This window comes from Phreatobacter sp. (assembly GCF_027532945.1).
Taxonomy (GTDB): domain Bacteria; phylum Pseudomonadota; class Alphaproteobacteria; order Rhizobiales; family Phreatobacteraceae; genus Phreatobacter.
In genome coordinates this window covers 174716-193864 of sequence record NZ_JAPZTZ010000009.1, presented here as the reverse complement: position 1 = coordinate 193864, position 19149 = coordinate 174716, and the positions used below count along the sequence as shown (strand labels likewise).

Annotated in this window: 18 protein-coding genes and 1 pseudogene; 7 read left to right on the top strand and 12 right to left on the bottom strand. The window is 68.1% G+C overall.

The genetic code is table 11. The features are described from left to right. Nucleotides 1-37: 37 nt before the first annotated feature. Nucleotides 38-415 (top strand): hypothetical protein, encoded by a 378-nt coding sequence (locus tag O9344_RS07625; RefSeq protein WP_298474837.1) that lies wholly within the window; start codon nt 38-40, stop codon nt 413-415. Here O9344_RS07625 and O9344_RS07620 read toward each other — a convergent pair. Both O9344_RS07620 and ssb read right to left on the bottom strand, forming a co-directional pair. Then, complete coding sequence (locus tag O9344_RS07620; protein WP_298474835.1) at nt 412-924, bottom strand: GNAT family protein; 513 nt, start codon at nt 922-924, stop codon at nt 412-414. The genes O9344_RS07625 and O9344_RS07620 overlap by 4 nt on opposite strands. Nucleotides 925-935: 11 nt before the next feature. Next, nucleotides 936-1472: a single-stranded DNA-binding protein gene (gene ssb / locus O9344_RS07615; RefSeq protein WP_298474833.1), complete on the bottom strand. Its 537-nt coding sequence runs from the start codon at nt 1470-1472 to the stop codon at nt 936-938. Nucleotides 1473-1870: 398 nt separating this feature from the next. Here ssb and uvrA point away from each other — a divergent pair, with 398 nt between their 5' ends. The 3 genes from uvrA to O9344_RS07600 all read left to right on the top strand — a co-directional run bounded on the left by uvrA (nt 1871) and on the right by O9344_RS07600 (nt 6410). Then, complete coding sequence (gene uvrA, locus O9344_RS07610; RefSeq protein ID WP_298474831.1) at nt 1871-4792, top strand: excinuclease ABC subunit UvrA; 2922 nt, start codon at nt 1871-1873, stop codon at nt 4790-4792. Nucleotides 4793-4838: 46 nt separating this feature from the next. Continuing rightward, nucleotides 4839-6110: a DUF4010 domain-containing protein gene (locus O9344_RS07605; RefSeq protein WP_298474829.1), complete on the top strand. Its 1272-nt coding sequence runs from the start codon at nt 4839-4841 to the stop codon at nt 6108-6110. 135 nt (nt 6111-6245) lie between these two features. Further along, nucleotides 6246-6410: a DUF1127 domain-containing protein gene (locus tag O9344_RS07600; RefSeq protein ID WP_298474828.1), complete on the top strand. Its 165-nt coding sequence runs from the start codon at nt 6246-6248 to the stop codon at nt 6408-6410. 3 nt (nt 6411-6413) lie between these two features. On the opposite strand, the gene O9344_RS07595 is transcribed toward O9344_RS07600, so the two are convergent. From O9344_RS07595 to yajC, 5 genes are read right to left on the bottom strand one after another with little or no spacing between them, the layout of a single operon-like run. Further along, entirely contained in the window at nt 6414-7298 is an 885-nt protein-coding gene (locus O9344_RS07595; RefSeq protein ID WP_298474826.1) for a phytoene/squalene synthase family protein, read from the bottom strand. A gap of 6 nt (nt 7299-7304) precedes the next feature. Further along, nucleotides 7305-7703 (bottom strand): Mth938-like domain-containing protein, encoded by a 399-nt coding sequence (locus O9344_RS07590; protein WP_298474824.1) that lies wholly within the window; start codon nt 7701-7703, stop codon nt 7305-7307. Nucleotide 7704: 1 nt separating this feature from the next. Then, nucleotides 7705-8670, bottom strand: coding sequence for a protein translocase subunit SecF (secF, locus tag O9344_RS07585; protein WP_298474822.1), 966 nt, complete (start codon nt 8668-8670; stop codon nt 7705-7707). 25 nt (nt 8671-8695) lie between these two features. Continuing rightward, on the bottom strand, nt 8696-10312 hold the full coding sequence (secD, locus tag O9344_RS07580; protein WP_298474819.1) for a protein translocase subunit SecD: 1617 nt from the start codon (nt 10310-10312) through the stop codon (nt 8696-8698). Between the two features lie 48 nt (nt 10313-10360). After that, nucleotides 10361-10690 carry a preprotein translocase subunit YajC gene (gene yajC / locus O9344_RS07575; RefSeq protein WP_108176618.1) on the bottom strand — a complete coding sequence of 110 codons (330 nt, stop codon included), beginning with the start codon at nt 10688-10690 and terminating at the stop codon, nt 10361-10363. A 234-nt stretch (nt 10691-10924) separates the two neighbouring features. On the opposite strand from yajC, the gene O9344_RS07570 reads away from it, so the two are divergent. Next, nucleotides 10925-11800 (top strand): ATP-binding protein, encoded by an 876-nt coding sequence (locus O9344_RS07570; RefSeq protein WP_298474814.1) that lies wholly within the window; start codon nt 10925-10927, stop codon nt 11798-11800. 121 nt (nt 11801-11921) lie between these two features. Here O9344_RS07570 and O9344_RS07565 read toward each other — a convergent pair whose 3' ends face one another. The 5 genes from O9344_RS07565 to O9344_RS07545 form a co-directional block, all read right to left on the bottom strand. Next, a complete protein-coding gene (locus O9344_RS07565; protein WP_298474812.1) occupies nt 11922-13514 on the bottom strand; it encodes a LysM peptidoglycan-binding domain-containing M23 family metallopeptidase in 1593 nt (530 codons plus the stop codon). Between the two features lie 97 nt (nt 13515-13611). Continuing rightward, a complete protein-coding gene (locus O9344_RS07560; RefSeq protein ID WP_298474810.1) occupies nt 13612-14259 on the bottom strand; it encodes an rRNA adenine N-6-methyltransferase family protein in 648 nt (215 codons plus the stop codon). 9 nt (nt 14260-14268) lie between these two features. Then, nucleotides 14269-15051 (bottom strand): 5'/3'-nucleotidase SurE, encoded by a 783-nt coding sequence (gene surE, locus O9344_RS07555; protein WP_298474808.1) that lies wholly within the window; start codon nt 15049-15051, stop codon nt 14269-14271. Next, nucleotides 15051-16340, bottom strand: coding sequence for a serine--tRNA ligase (serS, locus tag O9344_RS07550; RefSeq protein WP_298474806.1), 1290 nt, complete (start codon nt 16338-16340; stop codon nt 15051-15053). Before serS ends, surE begins: the two co-directional genes overlap by 1 nt. Before the next feature lie 95 nt (nt 16341-16435). After that, nucleotides 16436-17125 (bottom strand): DUF1045 domain-containing protein, encoded by a 690-nt coding sequence (locus tag O9344_RS07545; protein WP_298474804.1) that lies wholly within the window; start codon nt 17123-17125, stop codon nt 16436-16438. A 104-nt stretch (nt 17126-17229) separates the two neighbouring features. Here O9344_RS07545 and mnmA point away from each other — a divergent pair. Together mnmA and O9344_RS07535 are read left to right on the top strand one after the other, a co-directional pair. Then, nucleotides 17230-18345 (top strand): annotated as a pseudogene (mnmA, locus tag O9344_RS07540) (tRNA 2-thiouridine(34) synthase MnmA); the annotation flags it as partial. Between the two features lie 65 nt (nt 18346-18410). Continuing rightward, the gene (locus O9344_RS07535) at nt 18411-19043 is read left to right on the top strand and encodes a class I SAM-dependent methyltransferase (protein ID WP_298474802.1); all 633 of its coding nucleotides are present in this window, start codon (nt 18411-18413) and stop codon (nt 19041-19043) included. The last annotated feature ends 106 nt before the right edge of the window (nt 19044-19149 follow it).

Genomic DNA, 19149 nt, shown 5'->3' with positions numbered 1-19149 from the left:
CGTAGCGTATCCATACGCACCCGTATGGACGGACACCATGACCAGCACCGCTCTCCTCATCGCCGCCATCCTGACCGTCGCAGTTAGCATCGTTCATTCCTGGATCGGCGAGCGGCGGCTGATCGGCCCCCTGCTCGCCATCGAGCCGCGTCCGGGCGTGCTCAAGAGCCCGTTCCTCCGGCAGGTGCTGCGCCATGCCTGGCACATCACCTCCCTCGCCTGGACGGGAATGGCCGTGGTTCTCGCCGCGCTCGCCGTCACCCCGCAGGGCGAGGCCGGCCGGGTCGCCATCATCGGGATCGGCGTGACGTTCCTCCTCCACGGCGTGGCGATCCTCGCCCTCAGCCGCGGCCGTCACATCGCCTGGCCGGCTTTCCTCGCCATCGGGGCGCTCTGCCTCGTCGCAGCGCGCTAGCCCGCCGACCGCCGCGCCTGCCATTCCGGGCGCAGGATCGACATCAGCGCCTGATCGACGCGGGTGTCGTCCCCCCGGCGCACGACCTCGCGCAAAATGCCTTCCTCGACGAAGCCGAGGCTCGCATAGACGTGGCGAGCCCGTGCGTTGGCGGTGAAGACCTCGAGGCAGAGGCGATGGCATGAGGTCTCGGCAAAAACCCAGTCGAGGAGCTGGTCGAGGAAGGCGCGCCCAAACCCCCTGCCCGGTGCCACCATGGCGATCCGCTGCAGGCCAATATTGCCGTGAGGGTCGGTGAGCTCGCGCAGAATCGCGAAGCCGACCGGGGCGCCACTGGCAAAGGCGATCAGATAGGCGAAATCATCGGAGGCCATGGCCGCCATGTGGCGCTCGGCGCTCCAGCGGCCGATGAGGCTTTCATGCTCCGGAAGGCGCTCGGTCGCCATGACGAAGCTGAGATCCTCGGCGGCCGCCCGCTTCAGGGCGACCGTCACCGGCGTATCGCTCATGGCGGCAGGCGTCAGAACGGGATCTCGTCATCGTCCATGCGGCGGCCGCCCGCAGGCGCAGCGGACCGCCGCGGCGCTTCCTGTCGCCCCCCAGAACCACCCATGGCGCCGCGGCCCTCGACCTGACCGCCGCCAAAGCCGCCGCCCGAGGCGCCGAAGCCCTCGTCGGGATAATCGCCGCCGCCACCCCCGCCGCCTCGGCCGTCGAGCAGGGTCATCTCGCCGCGATAGCGCTGCAGGACGACCTCGGTCGAATATTTCTCGACGCCGGACTGGTCGGTCCACTTGCGGGTCTGGAGCTGGCCCTCGACGTAAACCTTGGAGCCCTTCTTGAGGTACTGCTCGGCGACGCGCACCAGATTCTCGTTGAAGATCACCACCTGATGCCACTCGGTGCGCTCCTTGCGCTCGCCGGAAGCCTTGTCCCGCCAGGTTTCGGTAGTCGCGAGGCGCAGGTTGCAGACCTGCTCGCCATTGTTGAGGCGACGAACCTCGGGGTCGCGCCCCAGATTGCCGATGAGGATGACCTTGTTGACGCTGCCTGCCATCGTCGCTCTCCCTTTCCCCGCGGCCTGAAGCCCGGGGCGCCTTGCGCTCACGAGGTGCGAGGCTTCCCACGTTCGGTGCGATGCGTCACCGCGCCGCCGGCAAAAACCCTCGGATATCCCCAGCCACCCGCTCCGTGATGCGGCAGCGGCCGTTCGTTCTATATTTGTTCTTGTCTTTGCTCGCAAGGTCCGTCAGGTTCCCCATATCACGCTGACGACGTGACGATTCCCGTGCACGGCACACATCCAGTGACGGCACAGGTCTGGTTTTCCGTTCCGAGCGTTTCTACCTTGGGACGGAGTGCGGGCGTCCGGCATCCTGCTGCCATGCCCCTGCCGCCGTTCCGTTTAAGCGTCACCCTTTCCGCGCGCCTGGCGCCGCCCGTGAGCCCGTTGCGATGAGCGACCTCTTCAACAAGTTCAGCGACGATGTCCGACGCCCGGACTCCCGCTTCATCTCGGTGCGCGGGGCGCGCGAGCACAATCTGAAGAATGTCGACCTGACGATCCCCCGGGATGCGCTGGTGGTCTTCACCGGCCTGTCGGGGTCAGGCAAGTCGTCGCTCGCGTTCGACACGATCTATGCCGAGGGCCAGCGCCGCTATGTCGAGAGCCTGTCGGCCTATGCGCGCCAGTTCCTCGAGATGATGCAGAAGCCGGATGTCGACCAGATCGACGGCCTGTCGCCGGCCATTTCCATCGAGCAGAAGACGACATCGAAGAACCCGCGCTCCACCGTCGGCACGGTCACCGAGATCTACGACTATATGCGCCTGCTCTGGGCCCGCGTTGGCGTGCCCTATTCGCCGGCGACCGGCCTGCCCATCGAGAGCCAGACGGTCAGCCAGATGGTCGACAAGACGCTCGACCTGCCGGAGGGCTCGCGCCTCTACCTGCTGGCCCCCGCCGTGCGCGGCCGCAAGGGCGAGTATCGCAAGGAGCTGGCGGACTGGCAGAAGAAGGGCTTCCAGCGCGTCAAGATCGATGGCGCCTTCTACGAGATCGCCGACGCCCCGGCCCTCGACAAAAAGCTGAAGCACGATATCGACGTGGTTGTGGACCGCCTCGTCGTGCGGCCGGACATGGCGACCCGTCTTGCCGACAGTTTCGAGACGGCGCTGAAGCTTGCCGACGGCATCGCCGTCATCGAGTTCGCCGACAGCAAGACCGAGGGCGGCGAACCGCTGCGCCTGCTCTTCTCGGAGAAATTCGCCTGCCCGGTCTCCGGCTTCACCATCCCCGAGGTCGAGCCGCGGCTGTTCTCGTTCAACAACCCGTTCGGCGCCTGCCCGGCCTGCGACGGCCTCGGCGTCGAGCAGACGATCGACGCCGACCTCGTCATCCCCGACAAGGACCTGTCGCTGCGCAAGGGCGCCATCGCCCCCTGGGCACGCTCGACCTCGCCCTTCTACACCCAGACACTCGACGCGCTCGCCCGCCATTACGGCTTCTCGCTGACCGTGCCCTGGCACAAGCTGCCGGATGTGGCGAAGAAGGCCATCCTGTTCGGCACCGGCGAGGACACGGTCACCTTCCGCTATGACGACGGGCTCAGGTCGTACGAGACGACCAAGACCTTCGAGGGCGTCGTCCGCAATCTCGAGCGGCGGCTGAAGGAGACGGAGAGCGACTGGGCGCGCGAGGAAATCTCGCGCTACGTCTCGGCCGTCCCCTGCAAGGTCTGCGCCGGCTTCCGCCTGAAGCCCGAGGCGCTCGCGGTGCGCGTCGGCGGCCAGCATATCGGCGAGATCTCGCAGATGTCGGTGCGCGGCGCGCGGGGCTGGTTCGACGAATTGCCCGCCCGCCTGACGGCCAAACAGAACGAGATCGCCGTTCGCATCCTCAAGGAAATCCGCGACCGCCTGCACTTCCTCGTCGATGTCGGCCTCGACTACCTGACGCTCGGCCGCAATTCCGGCACGCTGTCGGGCGGCGAGAGCCAGCGCATCCGCCTCGCCAGCCAGATCGGCTCCGGCCTCACCGGCGTGCTCTATGTGCTGGATGAGCCCTCCATCGGCCTGCACCAGCGCGACAATGAGCGGCTCCTCGGCACGCTGAAACGGCTGCGCGACCTCGGCAACACCGTCATCGTGGTGGAGCACGACGAGGACGCCATCCTGCAGGCCGACCACGTGGTCGATGTCGGGCCCGGCGCCGGAATCCATGGCGGGCGCATCGTGTCCCAGGGCACGCCCGCCGAGATCATGGCCGATCCGGCATCGCTCACCGGCAAGTATCTCACCGGCGAGATGGGCGTGCCGCTGCCGAAGCGGCGCAAGCCGCAGAAGGGCCGCTCGCTGAAGGTCGTCGGCGCCCGCGGCAACAACCTCAAGAACGTCACGGTGGACATCCCGCTCGGGCTGTTCACCTGCATCACCGGGGTCTCCGGCGGCGGCAAGTCGACGCTGCTCATCGACACGCTCTACCAGGCCGTGGCGCGCAAGTTGAACGGGGCGAGCGAGGCCCCTGCCCCGCATGACCGGATCGAGGGCATCGAGCATCTCGACAAGGTCATCGATATCGACCAGTCGCCCATTGGCCGCACGCCGCGCTCCAATCCGGCCACCTATACCGGTGCCTTCACCCCGATCCGCGAATGGTTCGCCGGCCTGCCCGAGGCCAAGGCGCGCGGCTACGAGCCCGGCCGCTTCTCCTTCAACGTCAAGGGAGGCCGCTGCGAGGCCTGCCAGGGCGACGGCGTCATCAAGATCGAGATGCACTTCCTGCCCGACGTCTACGTCACCTGCGACGTCTGCAAGGGCAAGCGCTACAACCGCGAGACGCTGGAGGTGGTGTTCAAGGGCAAGTCGATCGCCGACGTGCTGGACATGACCGTCGACGAAGGCGTCGAATTCTTCAAGGCGGTGCCGCGGGTGCGGGACATCCTCAAGACCCTGTCGGAGGTCGGCCTCGGCTACATCCATATCGGCCAGCAGGCGACGACGCTGTCCGGCGGCGAGGCGCAGCGCGTCAAGCTGTCGAAGGAGCTGTCGCGGCGCTCGACCGGCCGCACGCTCTATATCCTCGACGAGCCGACGACCGGCCTGCACTTCCACGACGTGGCGAAGCTCCTCGAGGTGCTGCACGAACTCGTCGCGCAGGGTAATTCAGTGGTGGTGATCGAACACAATCTCGAGGTCATCAAGACGGCCGACTGGATCATCGACATGGGCCCCGAGGGCGGCGATGGCGGCGGCGAGGTCGTGGCGGAGGGCCCGCCCGAGGTCATCGCCCGGGAAAAGCGCAGCCATACCGGCCGGTTCCTCGCGGAGGTTCTGGAGCGCCGACCGATCAAGGTGAAGCGCGAGGCCGCGGAGTGATAGGATCCCCGGCGGGGCGGAACGCGACCCGTCGCCAGGACCCGTGATGACCGAACTTGAACTGGCACAGCGCCTCGGCGTCGCCCTTGCGATCGGCGCCCTCGTCGGCGCCGAGCGGCACTGGCGCGACCGGGCGGAGACCGACGGCCAGCGCACGGCAGGGCTGCGCACCTTCACGCTGATAGGCGCGCTCGGAGGCCTCGCCGCGGCACTGGACCAAGCCCTCGGCGCGACCGCGCCACGCGGGCTGCTCCTGTCGGCGATGTTCCTTGGTCTCTCCGCGGTGTTTGGCCTCTTTCAATATCGGGAGCAGGTGGCGGAAGGTCGTTTCTCCGTCACCACGGTCGTCGCGGCGATGGCAACCTTCGCCCTCGGTGCCTTCGCGGTGATCGGCGACCTCAGGATCGCCGGCGCCGGTGGTGTCATCCTCGTCGGCATCCTCGCCGCGCGGGAGGCGCTTCACCGCTTCGTCGAGGCGCTGACTTTCGCGGAACTGCGGGCGGCCATCGTGCTGCTCGCCATGACCTTCGTCATCCTGCCGCTCGTGCCGTCCGAGCCGATCGGCCCCTTTGGTGGCGTGTCGCCGACGCGGATCTGGACCCTCGCCATCCTGCTCGCCGCCATCTCCTTCGTGGGCTATGCCGCGGCGAAACTGCTCGGCGAGCGGCATGGGGAATTGGTGGCCGGTGCGGTCGGCGGACTTCTCTCCTCGACGGCCGCCACCATCACCAACGCCCGGCGTTCCGCAGACGGTGGGGATGCCAAGCGCCTTGCGGCGGGGGCGCTGGCCGCGGGGGTGGTCTCCTACCTGCGCACCGGCCTGATCATCGCGACACTGGCGCCCAACGCGCTGCCCCTGGTTGGCCCGGCTCTCGGGGCCGGGGCGCTGATCGCCGCAGGAGCAGCGCTGGCTCTGGCTCGTCAGGATGCAGGCGAGCATGCTGCCATCTCTCCCACCAACCCCTTTGATCTCTGGCGTGTTATCCAACTCGCGGTTCTGCTCGGCGCCATCGCCTTTGCCACCCGCGCTGCAGCGGCCTGGTTCGGCGATGCGGGCGTCTTCGCTATCTCCGCCCTCTCAGGCCTCGCCGATGTCGACGCGCCGGTCATCACTGCCGCAGGCCTTGCCGGCAAGGGTCTCAACGTCGAGGTGGCGGCGCTCGCCATGCTGGTCGCCATCGCCGCGAACACGGTCGCCAAGGCCGCCTATGGACTGGCCCTCGGCTCGGGGCGTTTCGGCATCGTGTTCGCCGGGGTCTCGGCGCTTGCGCTGGGGGCCGGTGTCGCGACCTTCATCGCCTTGGCGGCGCTTGGTTAATTGCCTTTCACGGCCCATGTGCCCACGGCATAGCTGCGGTGCACAATTTCTCATCTCGCAACTGCAGCATAATGACTATGTATGCGCCAGATCGTTCGCGAACGAACGATCGCCGTCCGTTCGAGGTTGTCCGCCATGCTGTACCTGCTCAACGCCCTTGTCGCCCGTTTCAAGGCCCATATCGTCTATCTGCGCACCCGCGAGGAGCTGACCCAGCTCGATGACCGCGCGCTCGCCGATCTTGGCTTCCAGCGCGGCGAGATCGAGTACATCGCCCGCAAGGTGGCCGACGCCGCCTGACGATCAGGCGCGGCGTTCAAGCCGCGCCCAGCGCCGCGCCCAGCGCCACATGGCCCATTGCCGCCGCCATTGCGGCAGGTCGGGTGCCAGCGCGTAGGGATCGTCATGCCGTGAAAGACGGTCGAGCATTGGCCCGACCGTCGCCAGCCCGGCAAAGGCCGCAAGGCACCGCGAATCCGCGCTCCCGAGAGCTGCCTCGGCCGTCGTGAGATGGCGACGCGCCAACGCGATGGCTGCCACCCACACCGCCCTCACCGCCTCCGGGTTCCGCCGTGCGACGATGTCGTCGCGCGTGATGCCCTGTGCCTCAAGCATGTCGGCCGGGAGTTGCATGCGCCCGGCTGCGGCGAGAGGCGCGAAGCTGCGCAGCATTCCCGTCACCGCATAGGCAATGCCGGCATGACCGGCGACATCCGCGGAGCGTGGCTCGTCACCCTCGGAGAGGACCAGTGCGGCCATCTGCATGACTGCCGAACTCGTCTCGCCGCAATAGCCTTCGAGATCACCGACGGTGGGGAGCAGATCGTCGTATAGGTCGGCCACCCTGGCATCGATCAGCGCGACGAACGGTGCCACCGGCAGACGATGCCGCGTCACGACATCGAGGAGCGCGGCTGCCACGGGGTGCGACTGCACATCCCCACGGCCCGCTCCCTCGAGCACATCCCGCCACCATTGCAGCCTCACCTCGCCCGGCAGCGCCTCGCGGACGCGCTCGCGCACGGAGGCCACTTCGAGGTTGAAGGCATAGAGCGCGAGGAGATCGGGGCGCCGGGATTCGGGGGCGAAGAGGCTCGCCAGCCAGCGGTCCTTGTCACCCTGGCGCACCGCCGTGTCGCAATGCGCGAAGGCGGCAGCGAGCGCCTCAGGACGGGGCGGAACCGCCATGACGGCTCAATCCACCGCCACGAGAGCGGCGGCGACCCTGCGGTTTTCACCGAGCATGATGTTGTAGGTGCGCGCCGCAGCGCCCGTCGCCATGACGTCGAGGCCGATGCCGGCGTCACGCAGGACCCACCGCAAGGCGTCGTCGACCGCAACGGGGCTTGCCCCGGTGCCGAGCAACAGCACGTCGATCGCCGCCCGTTCGGCGACAACCTTGTCGAGCGTGTCAGCGGTGATCTCGCCGGCAGATACGACCGGCCATGCAAGAATGCCGGAGGGCAGCGCCAGGATCGAGCCGCGATGGCTCATCTCGGCAAAGCGAAAACCGCCCCGCCCATAGGCGTCGATGGCGAAGCGGCCGGGGACGAAGCCGTCGTGGAGAACGCGGATCGGCTCACCGCGTGCCACGTCAGGCCCGGGCCTTGGCCGCCGCCTTGGCGGCCTCGCCCTCATCTTCGTCCTGGCGCGTGGCGCCGAAGCCGCCGGTGCGCAGGCCGAGATAGATCAGGATCGGCGCAGCAATGAAGATCGACGAATAGGTGCCGATCACGACACCGACCAGCATCGAGGCAGTGAAGCCCTGGATCACCTCGCCGCCGAAGAAGAACAGGCCGAGCAGCGCGAGGAAGGTCGTCGTCGCGGTGATGGTGGTGCGCGACAGGGTCGAGTTGATGGCGATGTCGAGCAGCTCGGCCACCGGCATCTTCTTGTGCTTGCGCATCATTTCGCGGATGCGATCGAACACCACAACGGTGTCGTTCAGCGAATAGCCGATGATGGTCAGCACCGAGGCGATCGAGGTGATGTCGAAGTCCGACTGTGTGAAGATGTAGAAGGCCATGATGGCCGTGACGTCGTGCAGCGTGGCGATCATGGCCGCGACGGCGAACTGCCATTCGAAGCGGAACCAGAGATAGACAAGGACTGCCAGAATCGACAGCAGGACGCCGATGACCGACATCTGCACCAGCTCGGCCGAGACGGTGGGACCCACGACCTCGGTGCGGCGGATCTCATAGTCCGCATCGATCAGGGCCGTCACGCGGCGCAGGGCCGCCTGCTGGCCCTGCTCGCCACCGGGCTGCTCGCCGTAGCGCAGCATCACGAGGTTCGGACCGCCGAACTCCTGCAGCTGGACGTCACCGACATTGGCGGACTGCAGGCGCGTGCGCAGCTCGCTGAGATTGGCATTGCCCTGCTTGGTCTGCAGCTCGACGAGCGTACCGCCCTTGAAGTCGATGCCGATGTTCAGGCCGATCGTCAGGAAGCCGATGATGGTCGCGGCGGCGATGAAGGCCGAGATGCCGAAGGCAATCGGCCGGAACCGCATGAAGCCGAACTTCGTGTCGTCCGGAATGAGTCGCAGCAGGCGCACGGTCTTCAGTCTCCCTGCCGGCCGGTCACATCGGCACCCGCGCCGGCTTGAACCAGCGCAGCCACAGCACGACGAGGTAGCGTGTAAAGGTGATGGCGGTGAACATGGTGGTGATGATGCCGAGGCCGAGCGTCAGCGCGAAACCCTTCACAGGTCCGGTTCCCAGGAAGAACAGGATGATGGAGGTGAGAAGCTGGGTGACGTTGGCATCCATGATGGTGCCCATCGCCTTGGTGAAACCGCCATCGATGGAGGCGATGACGCTTCGGCCGGCGCGGCTCTCCTCGCGGATGCGCTCGAAGATCAGGACGTTCGAATCGACCGCCATACCGACGGTCAGCACGATGCCGGCGATGCCCGGCAGCGTCAGCGTCGCGCCAATGAGGCTGAGCAGGCCGAACATCATGACGACGTTCACGATGACGGCGATGTTGGCGAAGAGGCCGAAAAGGCCATAGGTCGCAAAGATATAGACCAGCACGAAGATCGAGCCGATGATGGCGGCGCGGGTGCCCGAGGTGATCGAATCCTGACCGAGCGAGGCGCCGACGGTGCGCTCCTCGACCACGGTCAGCGGCGCGGGCAGCGCGCCGGCACGCAGCAGCAGCGCAAGATTCGCCGAACTCTCGGCCGTGAAGCGCCCGGAAATCTGGCCCGAACCGCCGAGGATCGGCTCACGGATCAAGGGAGCCGAGATCACCTTGTTGTCGAGAACGATGGCGAAGGGCCGGTTGACGTTCTCGGTGGTGGTCTGGGCGAACTTGCGGCCGCCTGAGGCATTGAAGCGGAAGCTCACCACCCATTCGGCCTGCTGGGCGTTGAAGGCGGCCTGGGCGTCGATCAGCTCCTCGCCGGAGACGATGACGCGGCGCTGGATCACGTAGGGAATCTGCTGGACGACGCGATTCCCCTCCTTGACCTCCTCGTAGAGGATGGCGCTGTCCGCGGGCGGGCGGCCCGAAATCGCCTGCTCCGGAGTCATCGACTGGTCGACCAAGCGGAATTCCAGCTTTGCGGTCTGGCCAAGGATGTCCTTCAGGCGGCGCGGATCTTTCTCACCCGGCACCTGCAGCAGAATGCGGTCGAGGCCCTGGCGCTGGATCACCGGTTCGGTGGTGCCAAGCTGGTCGATACGGCGGCGAACCACCTCGATGGACTGGGTCACGGCGCGAGAGATCTTGTCACGGATGCCGGCATCGGTGGCCGCGACGGTGAAAACATCGCCGGAGCGCGACACTTCGGAATCAAACTGGCCGGTGGTGGAGAAGGCGCCGCCGATGGCCTGCGGGATCTTGCGCAGCTCGGTGAGAGCGAGGTCGCCGTTCTGGCCCTCCCGCAGGCGCACCACGACCGCATTGCCCTGGAAGCCGATGTTCTGGACCTGCAGGCGGGCGTCGCGCAGCACGCGGCGCACGTCGTCACGCAGGTGCTCCAGCAAGGTCCGCCGCACCTCGTCCGAATCGACCTGCAGGCGCAGGTCGACGCCGCCCTGGAGGTCGAGGCCGAGCGTCATGTGGGTGCGGAGCGCGCGCGGCAGCTTGTCCACCCAAGACTGCGGCATGAGGTTCGGCGTCGCCAGCAGCATGACCGCGAAGGCGGTCATGAGAATCAGCGTCGCCTTCCAGCGGGTGAAGCTCAGCATCGATCGGTCATCCTCGGCTGTCGGCCGTCAGGCCGGTGCGGAGTGGCTTCACTTCTCGTCGGCGGGTTCGCTCTTCGAGCGCAGCTCCGAAACGAACTGCTTGGCGGCGCGGACACGTACGTTGTCGGCGATTTCGAGCTCGATCGTCGTATCGTCGACCACCTTGGTGATCCGGCCGATCAGGCCGCCCGACAGCGTCACCTGGTCGCCGCGCCGCAGGTTGCCGATCATCTCCTGATGCATCTTCACCTTCTTCTGCTGGGGACGCAGGATCAGGAAATACATGATGATGAAGATCAGGATGAAGGGCAGCATCGACATCAGGATGTCGTTGGTGCCGCCCGCACCGGTCTGGGCGAAGGCCGGAGTGATGAACATGAAGGATCCTCGTGGGAAGGCCCCGCTCGGAGGTGCAGCAGGGCGGAATTTCGGCGCGGACTATAGCCACGAAGGCGTCGAATGCAACGATGCCGCCATGCCCCCGCAACGAAAGGTCGCGGAGGCGCCGACGGAAAGCCCCATGTAGACCGCGCGCGGCTGTCTTTCCAGTGGTCCGGTTGCGCAGGCCGGAACGCTGGTGCATGGGACCGCGACCGTCGCCGGAGGCAAGCTGTGTCCGATCCCCTTTCCCATGCGCTGCTTGAACGCATCGCCACCGCGCTCGAGCGTCTCGCCCCGCCTGCCCCGCCGGCACCGGACTTCGCCGCCGCCGACGCCTATGTGTGGAACCCGGCCGGGCCGCGGCTCGACGCCGTGCCGCGGGTGAACCGCGTGGAGATGGTTCTGCTCAAGGGCATCGACCGGGCGCGCGACACGCTGATCGAGAACACCAGGCGCTTCGCCGAGGGGCTGCCGGCCAATAACGCGCTGCTCTGGGGCTCACGCGGCATGGGCAAGTCCTCGCTCGTCAAGGCCGCCCATGCGACGGTCAACCGCCAGAGGGTCGCGTCAGGCCTCAGCGCCAATCTCAAGCTGGTCGAGATCCACCGCGAGGACATTGAGAGCCTGCCGGATCTGATGGCCATGGTGCGAACCACGGACCTGCGCTTCATCGTCTTCTGCGACGACCTGTCGTTCGACCACGACGACACGTCCTACAAGTCCCTGAAGGCCGTGCTGGAAGGCGGCATCGAGGGCCGTCCGGACAATGTCATCTTCTACGCCACGTCGAACCGCCGGCATCTCCTGCCGCGCGACATGATGGAAAACGAGCGCTCCACCGCGATCAATCCCGGCGAGGCAGTCGAGGAGAAGGTGTCGCTGTCGGACCGCTTCGGTCTCTGGCTCGGCTTCCACAAGTGCAGCCAGGACGAGTACCTCGCCATGGTCCAGGGCTATGCGGAGCATTTCGGCCTGAAGGCGGACGCCGACACGATGCGCGCCGAGGCGCTGGAATGGGCGACGACGCGCGGCTCGCGCTCCGGCCGCGTCGCCTGGCAGTTCGTCCAGGACCTCGCGGGACGGCTCGGCGTCCGCCTCGAGGCCTGATCTTTCAAAAAAGAAGTGGGGCGGCACCGCCGTGCCGCCCCGAATATGACCGGTCCCTTGGAGGTCGCAGGAGAGGACCGATCGACTAGTCGTGTCCGGACGAGCCGGGAAAGTCTGTGTCTCAGTTCGAACCGAGGAAGGTCATCGGATCGACCGGCGTCGCGCCGCGGCGGATCTCGAAGTGGAGCTGCGGCGACGAGACGTTGCCGGTCTGGCCCGCGGCAGCGATGGTCTGGCCGCGACGCACCTGCTCGCCGCGCCGTACCGCGATCGTCGAGTTGTGGGCGTAGGCCGTGACGTAGCCATTGGAATGGCGCACCAGCACCAGGTTGCCGTAGCCGCGCAGCTCGTTGCCGGCATAGGCGACGACGCCATCCTCGGCGGCCTTGACCGGCGTGCCCTGCGGAACCGAGAGCTTGATGCCGTCATTGGTGCCGGCACGGAAGCCAGCGACCACCCGCCCGCGCACCGGCCAGCGGAACTGCGGCTCGGCATTGGCGGCGCGGGCCGGGGCCTCGGCATTGGCAGAGGCGGTTTCGGCGGCCGCTGCGGCCGAGGGCTGAGCGGCAGACTGGGTGATGGTGGCCTGCGACGGGATGGCGGCGGTCGGCTGCGGATCGGCCTGGCGACCAGCCGGCGTCGCCTGGGCCTCGGCGACGGCGCGCTGGGCCTGCTCGCGGCGAGCGACCGGAGCGGCGGCGGGAGCCGGAACCGGAGCCGCGGCGGCCTGGCGGGTGGCAGCCGGCGTCGAGGCCTGCACCGCGGGAAGGCGCAGAACCTGGCCGGTGCGCAGCGCCTGGCCGGGCTGCAGGCTGTTGGCGGCGGCAAGCTGGTCGCGCGGCACGCCATAACGGCGGGCGACACCGGCGAGCGTCTCGCCACCGGTCACCGTGTGCGTGCCGCGGGTCGCCTGGGCAGGGCGCGGAGCGGCGGCAGCCGTCGGAGCGGGTGTTGCGGCGGTCGGCTGAGCGCCAGCCTGCCAGTTCATGCGGCCCTGCTGCGGGGCGGGCGCAACGGCCGCGGTCCGGGCGGCCGATACAGCCGGCGCCTGGGCCCGCTGAGGCGCATCGGCCGGCTGGCGGACGAGGTCCGTCGCCGGGCGCGCCGCGGCGGCAACCGGGGCTGCGGCGGCCTGGCTGGCATTGGCCACGGAATAGGTGGGGATGATGACGTTCTGACCTGCGGCGAACGCCTGGTTGCCGGCAATGCCATTGGCCTGCGCGATCGCGGCGGCGGGCACGCCGTAGCGCCGCGATAGCCCTTCCGGCGTATCGCCGGCGGCCGCGCGGATGGCCGTCCCGCCGGTCGAAGACCAGCCGCCCCGGCCGGTTGACACAGGACCGCCAGCAGTCGTCTGGCCCATGGCCATTTGGCGCACGGCGGGCGTCTGCGGGTTGGAGGAGCCGAAGGTGGAACGCGGTGTGACCGTGCCGGTGGTCATGCCGGGGTCGCCGCCCTGGCCGAAGGGCGAGCCGCCCTGGGCCGTGGCCGGCGGAGGCGAGGTCACGACGAAGTCGCGGGAGGGCAGCGGCTGGCTCTCCACCGCGGCGACCGGAGCCGCCGAGACGCTCGGCTGCGGCGCGCTGGCGACCTGGCTGGAGCGGAAGGGATTTTCGTCGAAGCGCGCCACATCGGAGCTGCAGGCGGCGCCGAGCCCGGAGACCGCAATCACAACGACGGCCCGGGACAAGCCGGAGACGGTACGGAGACCCATGGCGACACTCACGCGGTACACAACCACTGACAGGTGAGATTTATGACCTGTTCAGGTTAAGTTTCGGTTGTCGCGCTGCCCCTGGGGTGGGCCTTTTTCACAAACGCCGGGCAACGCCGTGGACGGCCGGGTCGACCTGCGCCACTGCGAAGGCGTTGCGGCTGGCATGGCTGTCGGCTTTGCCGGTCCGGACCACGACACCTGCAGTGAGCGGCACCACCATCACGCCATCGGGCGCCAGCTGGGCGAGAAGGTGCGGCGGCGGATCGGAGACCGCACAGGTCAGCAGAATGCGGTCATAGGGCGCGCGCTGGGCGAAGCCGTCGAAACCGTCGCCAAAGATGGTCTCGACCATATCGTAGCCGAGCGCACGCAGGCGTAGATGGGCCTGGTCAGCGAGCGTGCGCCAGCGCTCCACCGTCACGACCTCCTTGGCGAGGCGGCCGAGGATGGCCGCGGTATAGCCCGAGCCGGTGCCGATCTGCAGCACGCGGTGGTGCGGCGCGACATCGAGCGCGTCCAGCATCGACGCGATGAGCGTCGGGCGCAGCACGTTCTGGCCCATGGCGATGGGCAGGGCCACGTCCTCGTCAGCGAGGGCGAAATGCGCCTCCTCGAGGAAGGGCACCCGCGGCACCTGCTCCATGGCGTTGAGCACGCGGCGGTCGGACAGTCCCGCCTGCCGCAACATGAGGACGAAAGCGGCGGCTGCCCGAAAGTGATCCGGTCCCGGCGCCGCGTTCATCGCCCGCCCTCAGGTTCCCGGCGCCCGGTCGCCGGCGAAGACAGCGGCAAGCCGCGTCATGGTCACCTCGTCAGTCATGTTGATTTCGAGAGGCGTCACCGAGACATAACCCTCGGCGAGGGCCCAGAGGTCGGTGCCGTTCTCGATCCGGTGGCGGTTCCGCACGAAGGCGATCCAGTAATAGGGATTGCCGCGGCCATCGTGGCGCGGGTCGATGGTCAGGATCTCCTGGTCGCGCCGGCCCTGCGCCGTGACGCGGATGCCGCGGACCTGGTCGGGGCTGCGGTTGGGGAAATTGACATTGATGAGCGAGCCGGGCCGCAGCCCCTCTTCAAGAATGGTGCGGATGATGCCGGGCGCGTGGGCCTCGGCGGTCTCGTAATGGACGTTGTGCCGGCTCTCCGGACCGTAGGACTGCGACAGGGCCACCGAGGGAATGCCGAGGATTGTGCCCTCCATGGCGCCGGCGATGGTGCCGGAATAGCCGACATCCTCGGCGACATTCTGGCCGCGGTTGACGCCGGAGAGGACGAGATCAGGCCCCTCCCCCGCCATGATGTGCTTCACCGCCATGATGACGCAGTCAGTGGGCGTGCCCTTCACCGCATAGCGCTTCTCACCGACCTCGCGCAGGCGCAGCGGATCGTTGAGCGAGAGCGAATGCGACACGCCGGACTGGTCGGTCTCCGGCGCGACGACCCAGACATCGTCGGACAACGTGCGGGCAATGCGCTCGGCCGCGAGAAGGCCCGGCGCGTGGATGCCGTCGTCATTGGTGACAAGGATGCGCATCAGGCTTTCTCGATGAGGGTGAGGCCGCCCATATAGGGCTGGAGCACGGCCGGCACGGCAATGGCGCCACCGTCCTGCTGGTAGGTCTCCATCACGGCGATGAGGGCGCGGCCAACCGCGGTTCCCGAACCGTTCAGCGTGTGGACGAATTGCGGGGCCGGCTGCTTGTTGTCGGTCGCCTTGGGACGATAGCGCGCATTCATCCGGCGGGCCTGGAAATCACCGCAGACCGAGCAGGACGAAATCTCGCGGAAGGCCTGCTGGCCGGGCAGCCACACCTCGATGTCGTAGGTCTTGCGGGCCGAGAAGCCCATATCGCCGGTGCAGAGGGTGACGACGCGGTAATGCAGGTCGAGCCGCTTCAGCACCTCCTCGGCGCAGGCGAGCATGCGCTCATGCTCGTTGATCGCCTCGTCGGGCGTGGTGATCGACACGAGCTCGACTTTCAGGAACTGGTGCTGGCGCAGCATGCCGCGGGTGTCGCGGCCAGCGGCGCCCGCCTCGGAGCGGAAGCACTGGGTGGCCGCGGTCAGGCGCATCGGCAGCGCGTCCTCGGCGACGATCTCCTGGGCGACGAGATTGGTCAGCGTCACCTCGGCAGTGGGGGTGAGCCAGAGCCCCTCGCGGGTGACGAACATGTCCTCGGCCGCCTTGGGCAGCTGGCCCGTGCCGTAAACGGCGGGATCCTTCACCAGGACCGGCGGGTTCACTTCCGTATAGCCATGCGTGTCGGTGTGCAGGTCCAGCATGAACTGGGCGAGCGCGCGCTCCATGCGGGCGAGCTTGCTCTTGAGCACCACGAAGCGGGCGCCGGAGAGCTTGGCCGCCGCCTCGAAATCCATCTGGCCGAGAGCCTCGCCTAGTTCGAAATGCTCTTTCGGCGCGGCGATGACACGCGGCGTGCCGAAGCGGTGACGCTCGACATTGCCGGTCTCGTCCGCACCCACCGGCACGTCGGCGAGCGGCATGTTGGGGATGACCTCGAGCGCGGCGGTCAGGTCGGCGCTCGCCGCCTTCTCGGTCGCCTCGGCCTCGGCCATGCGGTCCTTGAGGGCCGCGACCTCGGCCTTCAGCGCGTCGGCGCGGACCATGTCCTTCTGGCCCATGGCCTGGCCGATCTCCTTGGAGGCGGCGTTGCGGCGCTCCTGGGCGGCCTGGAGGGTCGAGACGGCAGACTTGCGGGCATCATCCAGCGCGATGAGGGACGAGGCCAGCGGCTCACGCCCGCGCGCCACGAGCGCGGCATCGAAGGCCTGCGGATTGTCCCTGATCCAGCGAATGTCGTGCATGGTCGCCCTGCCGTCTGCGCGCCGCGGATTCTCGCGGCGAAACCGCCGTTGCGGGCTTAAGCGAGGCTCCCCGGCAAGGCAAGACGGTCGGGCGGTCAGCCCTCGAAGGGGAAGCGCGCGAGGATGGTGAACCGCCCTGCCCGATCCGCCTGTTTGAACAGGCAGAGCGCGTCGATGGAAAGCGGCGCGGCCACCGGCACATACTGGCCCGCGAGGGCAGCGCGGATCGCCTCGCGTCGCTCCTCGGGCAGCGCGCCCGTCAGGGTCATGTGGAAGCGGAAGTCCTCGAAGATGTAGGGATAGCCGAAGGCATCGAGATGGGCCTTCTGCCGCTCGGTGAGCGGCGCCTTCAGCCGGCGCGCCATGTCCGCTTCCGACAGTGGCGCGCGGAACCGGTCGAAATGGCGGACGCAGTCGGCGGCGAGCGTGAGAAGCGGCTCGGAGGGCTCGGCCGGCACAAGGGCGACGAAGGCCTTGAGAAGCGCAACCTCCAGCCGCGGCACCGTGAAAGCGCGCCGCCGTTCCGCGAAGAGCATGACCGCCTCGATGAGCCCGGCCTCGTTTTCCCCCTCGGCGAGCGCGAACGGCGCCTTCAGCGTACCGTGGAAACCGTAGCGGCGCGGCTCTTCGGTCAGCGCCATCCAATCGGCGGAATCGCAGGGCGAAGCGGCCGGAATGGCCATGTCGACGGCCGCCGCCGCATCGTAGCCGATGATGGAGGAGCCGAAGCGCCAGAGCGGGCTGTCGGGAGCGGGCGCGGCATAGAGAGCGTAGCGGGGAGCCATGGGCGGCGTTTAGCCCCGGCGGGTGACTGCCACAAGACGCCATCACCGCTTTGCGCGGATCGTCGCACCGCCTATATAGCGGCATTCACCTGACGTCGGATCGCATGCGGAACAGCCTCGACATCGCCAAGCCGCCTTCCGCGACGCGTGTCGTCGTCGCGATGTCGGGCGGCGTCGATTCCTCGGTCGTTGCCGGCCTCATGGCCGAGCAGGGCTACGACGTCGTCGGCGTGACGCTGCAGCTCTACGACCACGGTGCCGCCATTCACCGCAAGGGCGCCTGCTGCGCCGGCCAGGACATCCACGACGCCCGCCGCGTCGCCGAGCGGCTCGGCATTCCGCACTACGTCCTCGACTACGAGGAGCGGTTCAAGGCGGCGGTCATCGACCGCTTCGCCCAGTCCTATGCCGATGGCGAGACGCCGATCCCCTGCATCGACTGCAATCGCCACGTGAAGTTCACCGACCTTTTGGCAACCGCCCGGGATCTCGGCGCCGACGCCCTGGCGACCGGCCATTATGTCGCGAGCCGCGCCCTGCCCTCCGGCCGCCGCGCGCTCTACCAGCCGGTGGATGCCGACCGCGACCAGAGCTATTTCCTCTTCGCCACCACGCCCGAGCAGCTCGACCTGCTGCGCTTTCCTCTCGGCGGCATGACCAAGCCGGAGACGCGCGAGCATGCCCGCCGCTTCGGCCTCGCCATCGCCGACAAGGCCGACAGCCAGGACATCTGCTTTGTGCCGACCGGCCGCTACACCTCGATCGTCGAGAAGCTGAAGCCGGAAGCGGCCGAGGCGGGCGAGATCGTCCATGTCGACGGGCGGGTGCTTGGCCGACACGACGGGGTGATGCGCTTCACGGTCGGCCAGCGCCGCGGCATCGGCATCGCGGCGGCGGAGCCCCTCTATGTGGTCGGGCTCGATGCAGCGCGCCGGCAGGTGATCGTCGGCCCGCGCGAGGCGCTGGCGACCCACCGGATCGGCCTGCGTGAATTCAACTGGCTGGGCGATGCCCTGCCTGCCAATGGCGAGGCCCTCGCCTGTCATGCCCGGGTGCGCTCGACCCGTCCGCCACGCCCGGCGCTGCTGCGCATGGTCGATGGGACGCCGGAGGTCGAGCTGCTCGACGGCGAGGACGGCGTCGCGCCGGGCCAGGCCTGCGTTCTTTATGACGGCGTTTCGGGCGCGGCGCGCGTCCTCGGCGGCGGCTTCATCCGCCGCCGGCAGGACCTGCGTCCCGCGGCCGTTCCCACCACTCTCCAGGCCACGATCTGACCGGGGTTGCGATGCAAGCCGCTGAACTCGACGCCCAATCCATCCAGAAGGCCTATGCCCGCTGGGCGCCGATCTACGATCCGATTTTCGGCCGCATCACCACGACCGGCCGCAAGGCGGCGGTGGCCGCCGCGACGCGCGTCGGCGGGCGTATCCTCGAGGTCGGCGTCGGCACCGGCATCGCCCTGCCCGATTATGGCAAGGATTGCCGCGTCATCGGCCTCGACCTGTCCTTCGACATGCTGAAAATCGCCCGCAAGCGGGTGGACGAGGGCCTCTCCAATGTCGAGGGCATCCTGCAGATGGATGCCGGCCGCCTCGCTTTCGGGGATGCCAGCTTCGACTGCGTCGTCGCCATGTACCTGATCACCGTGGTGCCGGACCCGGAAGGCGTGATGGCCGAGCTCAACCGGGTCTGCAAGCCCGGCGGCGAAGTCATCTTGGTCAATCATTTTGCGGCCGAGGGCGGCATCCGCGCCCTCATCGAAAAGGCCGCTGCGCCCTTCGGCGACAAGCTCGGCTGGCATCCCGACTTCTCCTTCGAGCGCGTCATGGGCGAAAAGGAGCTGACCATGGTCGAGAAGAAGCCGGCGGGTTTCGGCGGGCTGTTCACCCTGGTCCGCTTCAAGAAGGCCGGCGGCTGACAGCACAACGGCAGTCTCAAACCCCGGCGAGCGGTTTGCCGGGCCGCCCCGACGATCGGTGGAAGAAGCCACGGCGATCGTCTTGACACCCCTTGAGCCCGGACCT

Bases quoted from the DNA above. Each gene is read 5' to 3' on its own strand.
- O9344_RS07625 (WP_298474837.1), top strand. From the start codon at position 38: ATGACCAGCACCGCTCTCCTCATCGCCGCCATCCTGACCGTCGCAGTT.
- O9344_RS07620 (WP_298474835.1), bottom strand. From the start codon at position 924: ATGAGCGATACGCCGGTGACGGTCGCCCTGAAGCGGGCGGCCGCCGAG.
- ssb (WP_298474833.1), bottom strand. From the start codon at position 1,472: ATGGCAGGCAGCGTCAACAAGGTCATCCTCATCGGCAATCTGGGGCGC.
- uvrA (WP_298474831.1), top strand. From the start codon at position 1,871: ATGAGCGACCTCTTCAACAAGTTCAGCGACGATGTCCGACGCCCGGAC.
- O9344_RS07605 (WP_298474829.1), top strand. From the start codon at position 4,839: ATGACCGAACTTGAACTGGCACAGCGCCTCGGCGTCGCCCTTGCGATC.
- O9344_RS07600 (WP_298474828.1), top strand. From the start codon at position 6,246: ATGCTGTACCTGCTCAACGCCCTTGTCGCCCGTTTCAAGGCCCATATC.
- O9344_RS07595 (WP_298474826.1), bottom strand. From the start codon at position 7,298: ATGGCGGTTCCGCCCCGTCCTGAGGCGCTCGCTGCCGCCTTCGCGCAT.
- secD (WP_298474819.1), bottom strand. From the start codon at position 10,312: ATGCTGAGCTTCACCCGCTGGAAGGCGACGCTGATTCTCATGACCGCC.
- yajC (WP_108176618.1), bottom strand. From the start codon at position 10,690: ATGTTCATCACTCCGGCCTTCGCCCAGACCGGTGCGGGCGGCACCAAC.
- O9344_RS07565 (WP_298474812.1), bottom strand. From the start codon at position 13,514: ATGGGTCTCCGTACCGTCTCCGGCTTGTCCCGGGCCGTCGTTGTGATT.
- O9344_RS07560 (WP_298474810.1), bottom strand. From the start codon at position 14,259: ATGAACGCGGCGCCGGGACCGGATCACTTTCGGGCAGCCGCCGCTTTC.
- surE (WP_298474808.1), bottom strand. From the start codon at position 15,051: ATGCGCATCCTTGTCACCAATGACGACGGCATCCACGCGCCGGGCCTT.
- serS (WP_298474806.1), bottom strand. From the start codon at position 16,340: ATGCACGACATTCGCTGGATCAGGGACAATCCGCAGGCCTTCGATGCC.
- O9344_RS07545 (WP_298474804.1), bottom strand. From the start codon at position 17,125: ATGGCTCCCCGCTACGCTCTCTATGCCGCGCCCGCTCCCGACAGCCCG.
- O9344_RS07535 (WP_298474802.1), top strand. From the start codon at position 18,411: ATGCAAGCCGCTGAACTCGACGCCCAATCCATCCAGAAGGCCTATGCC.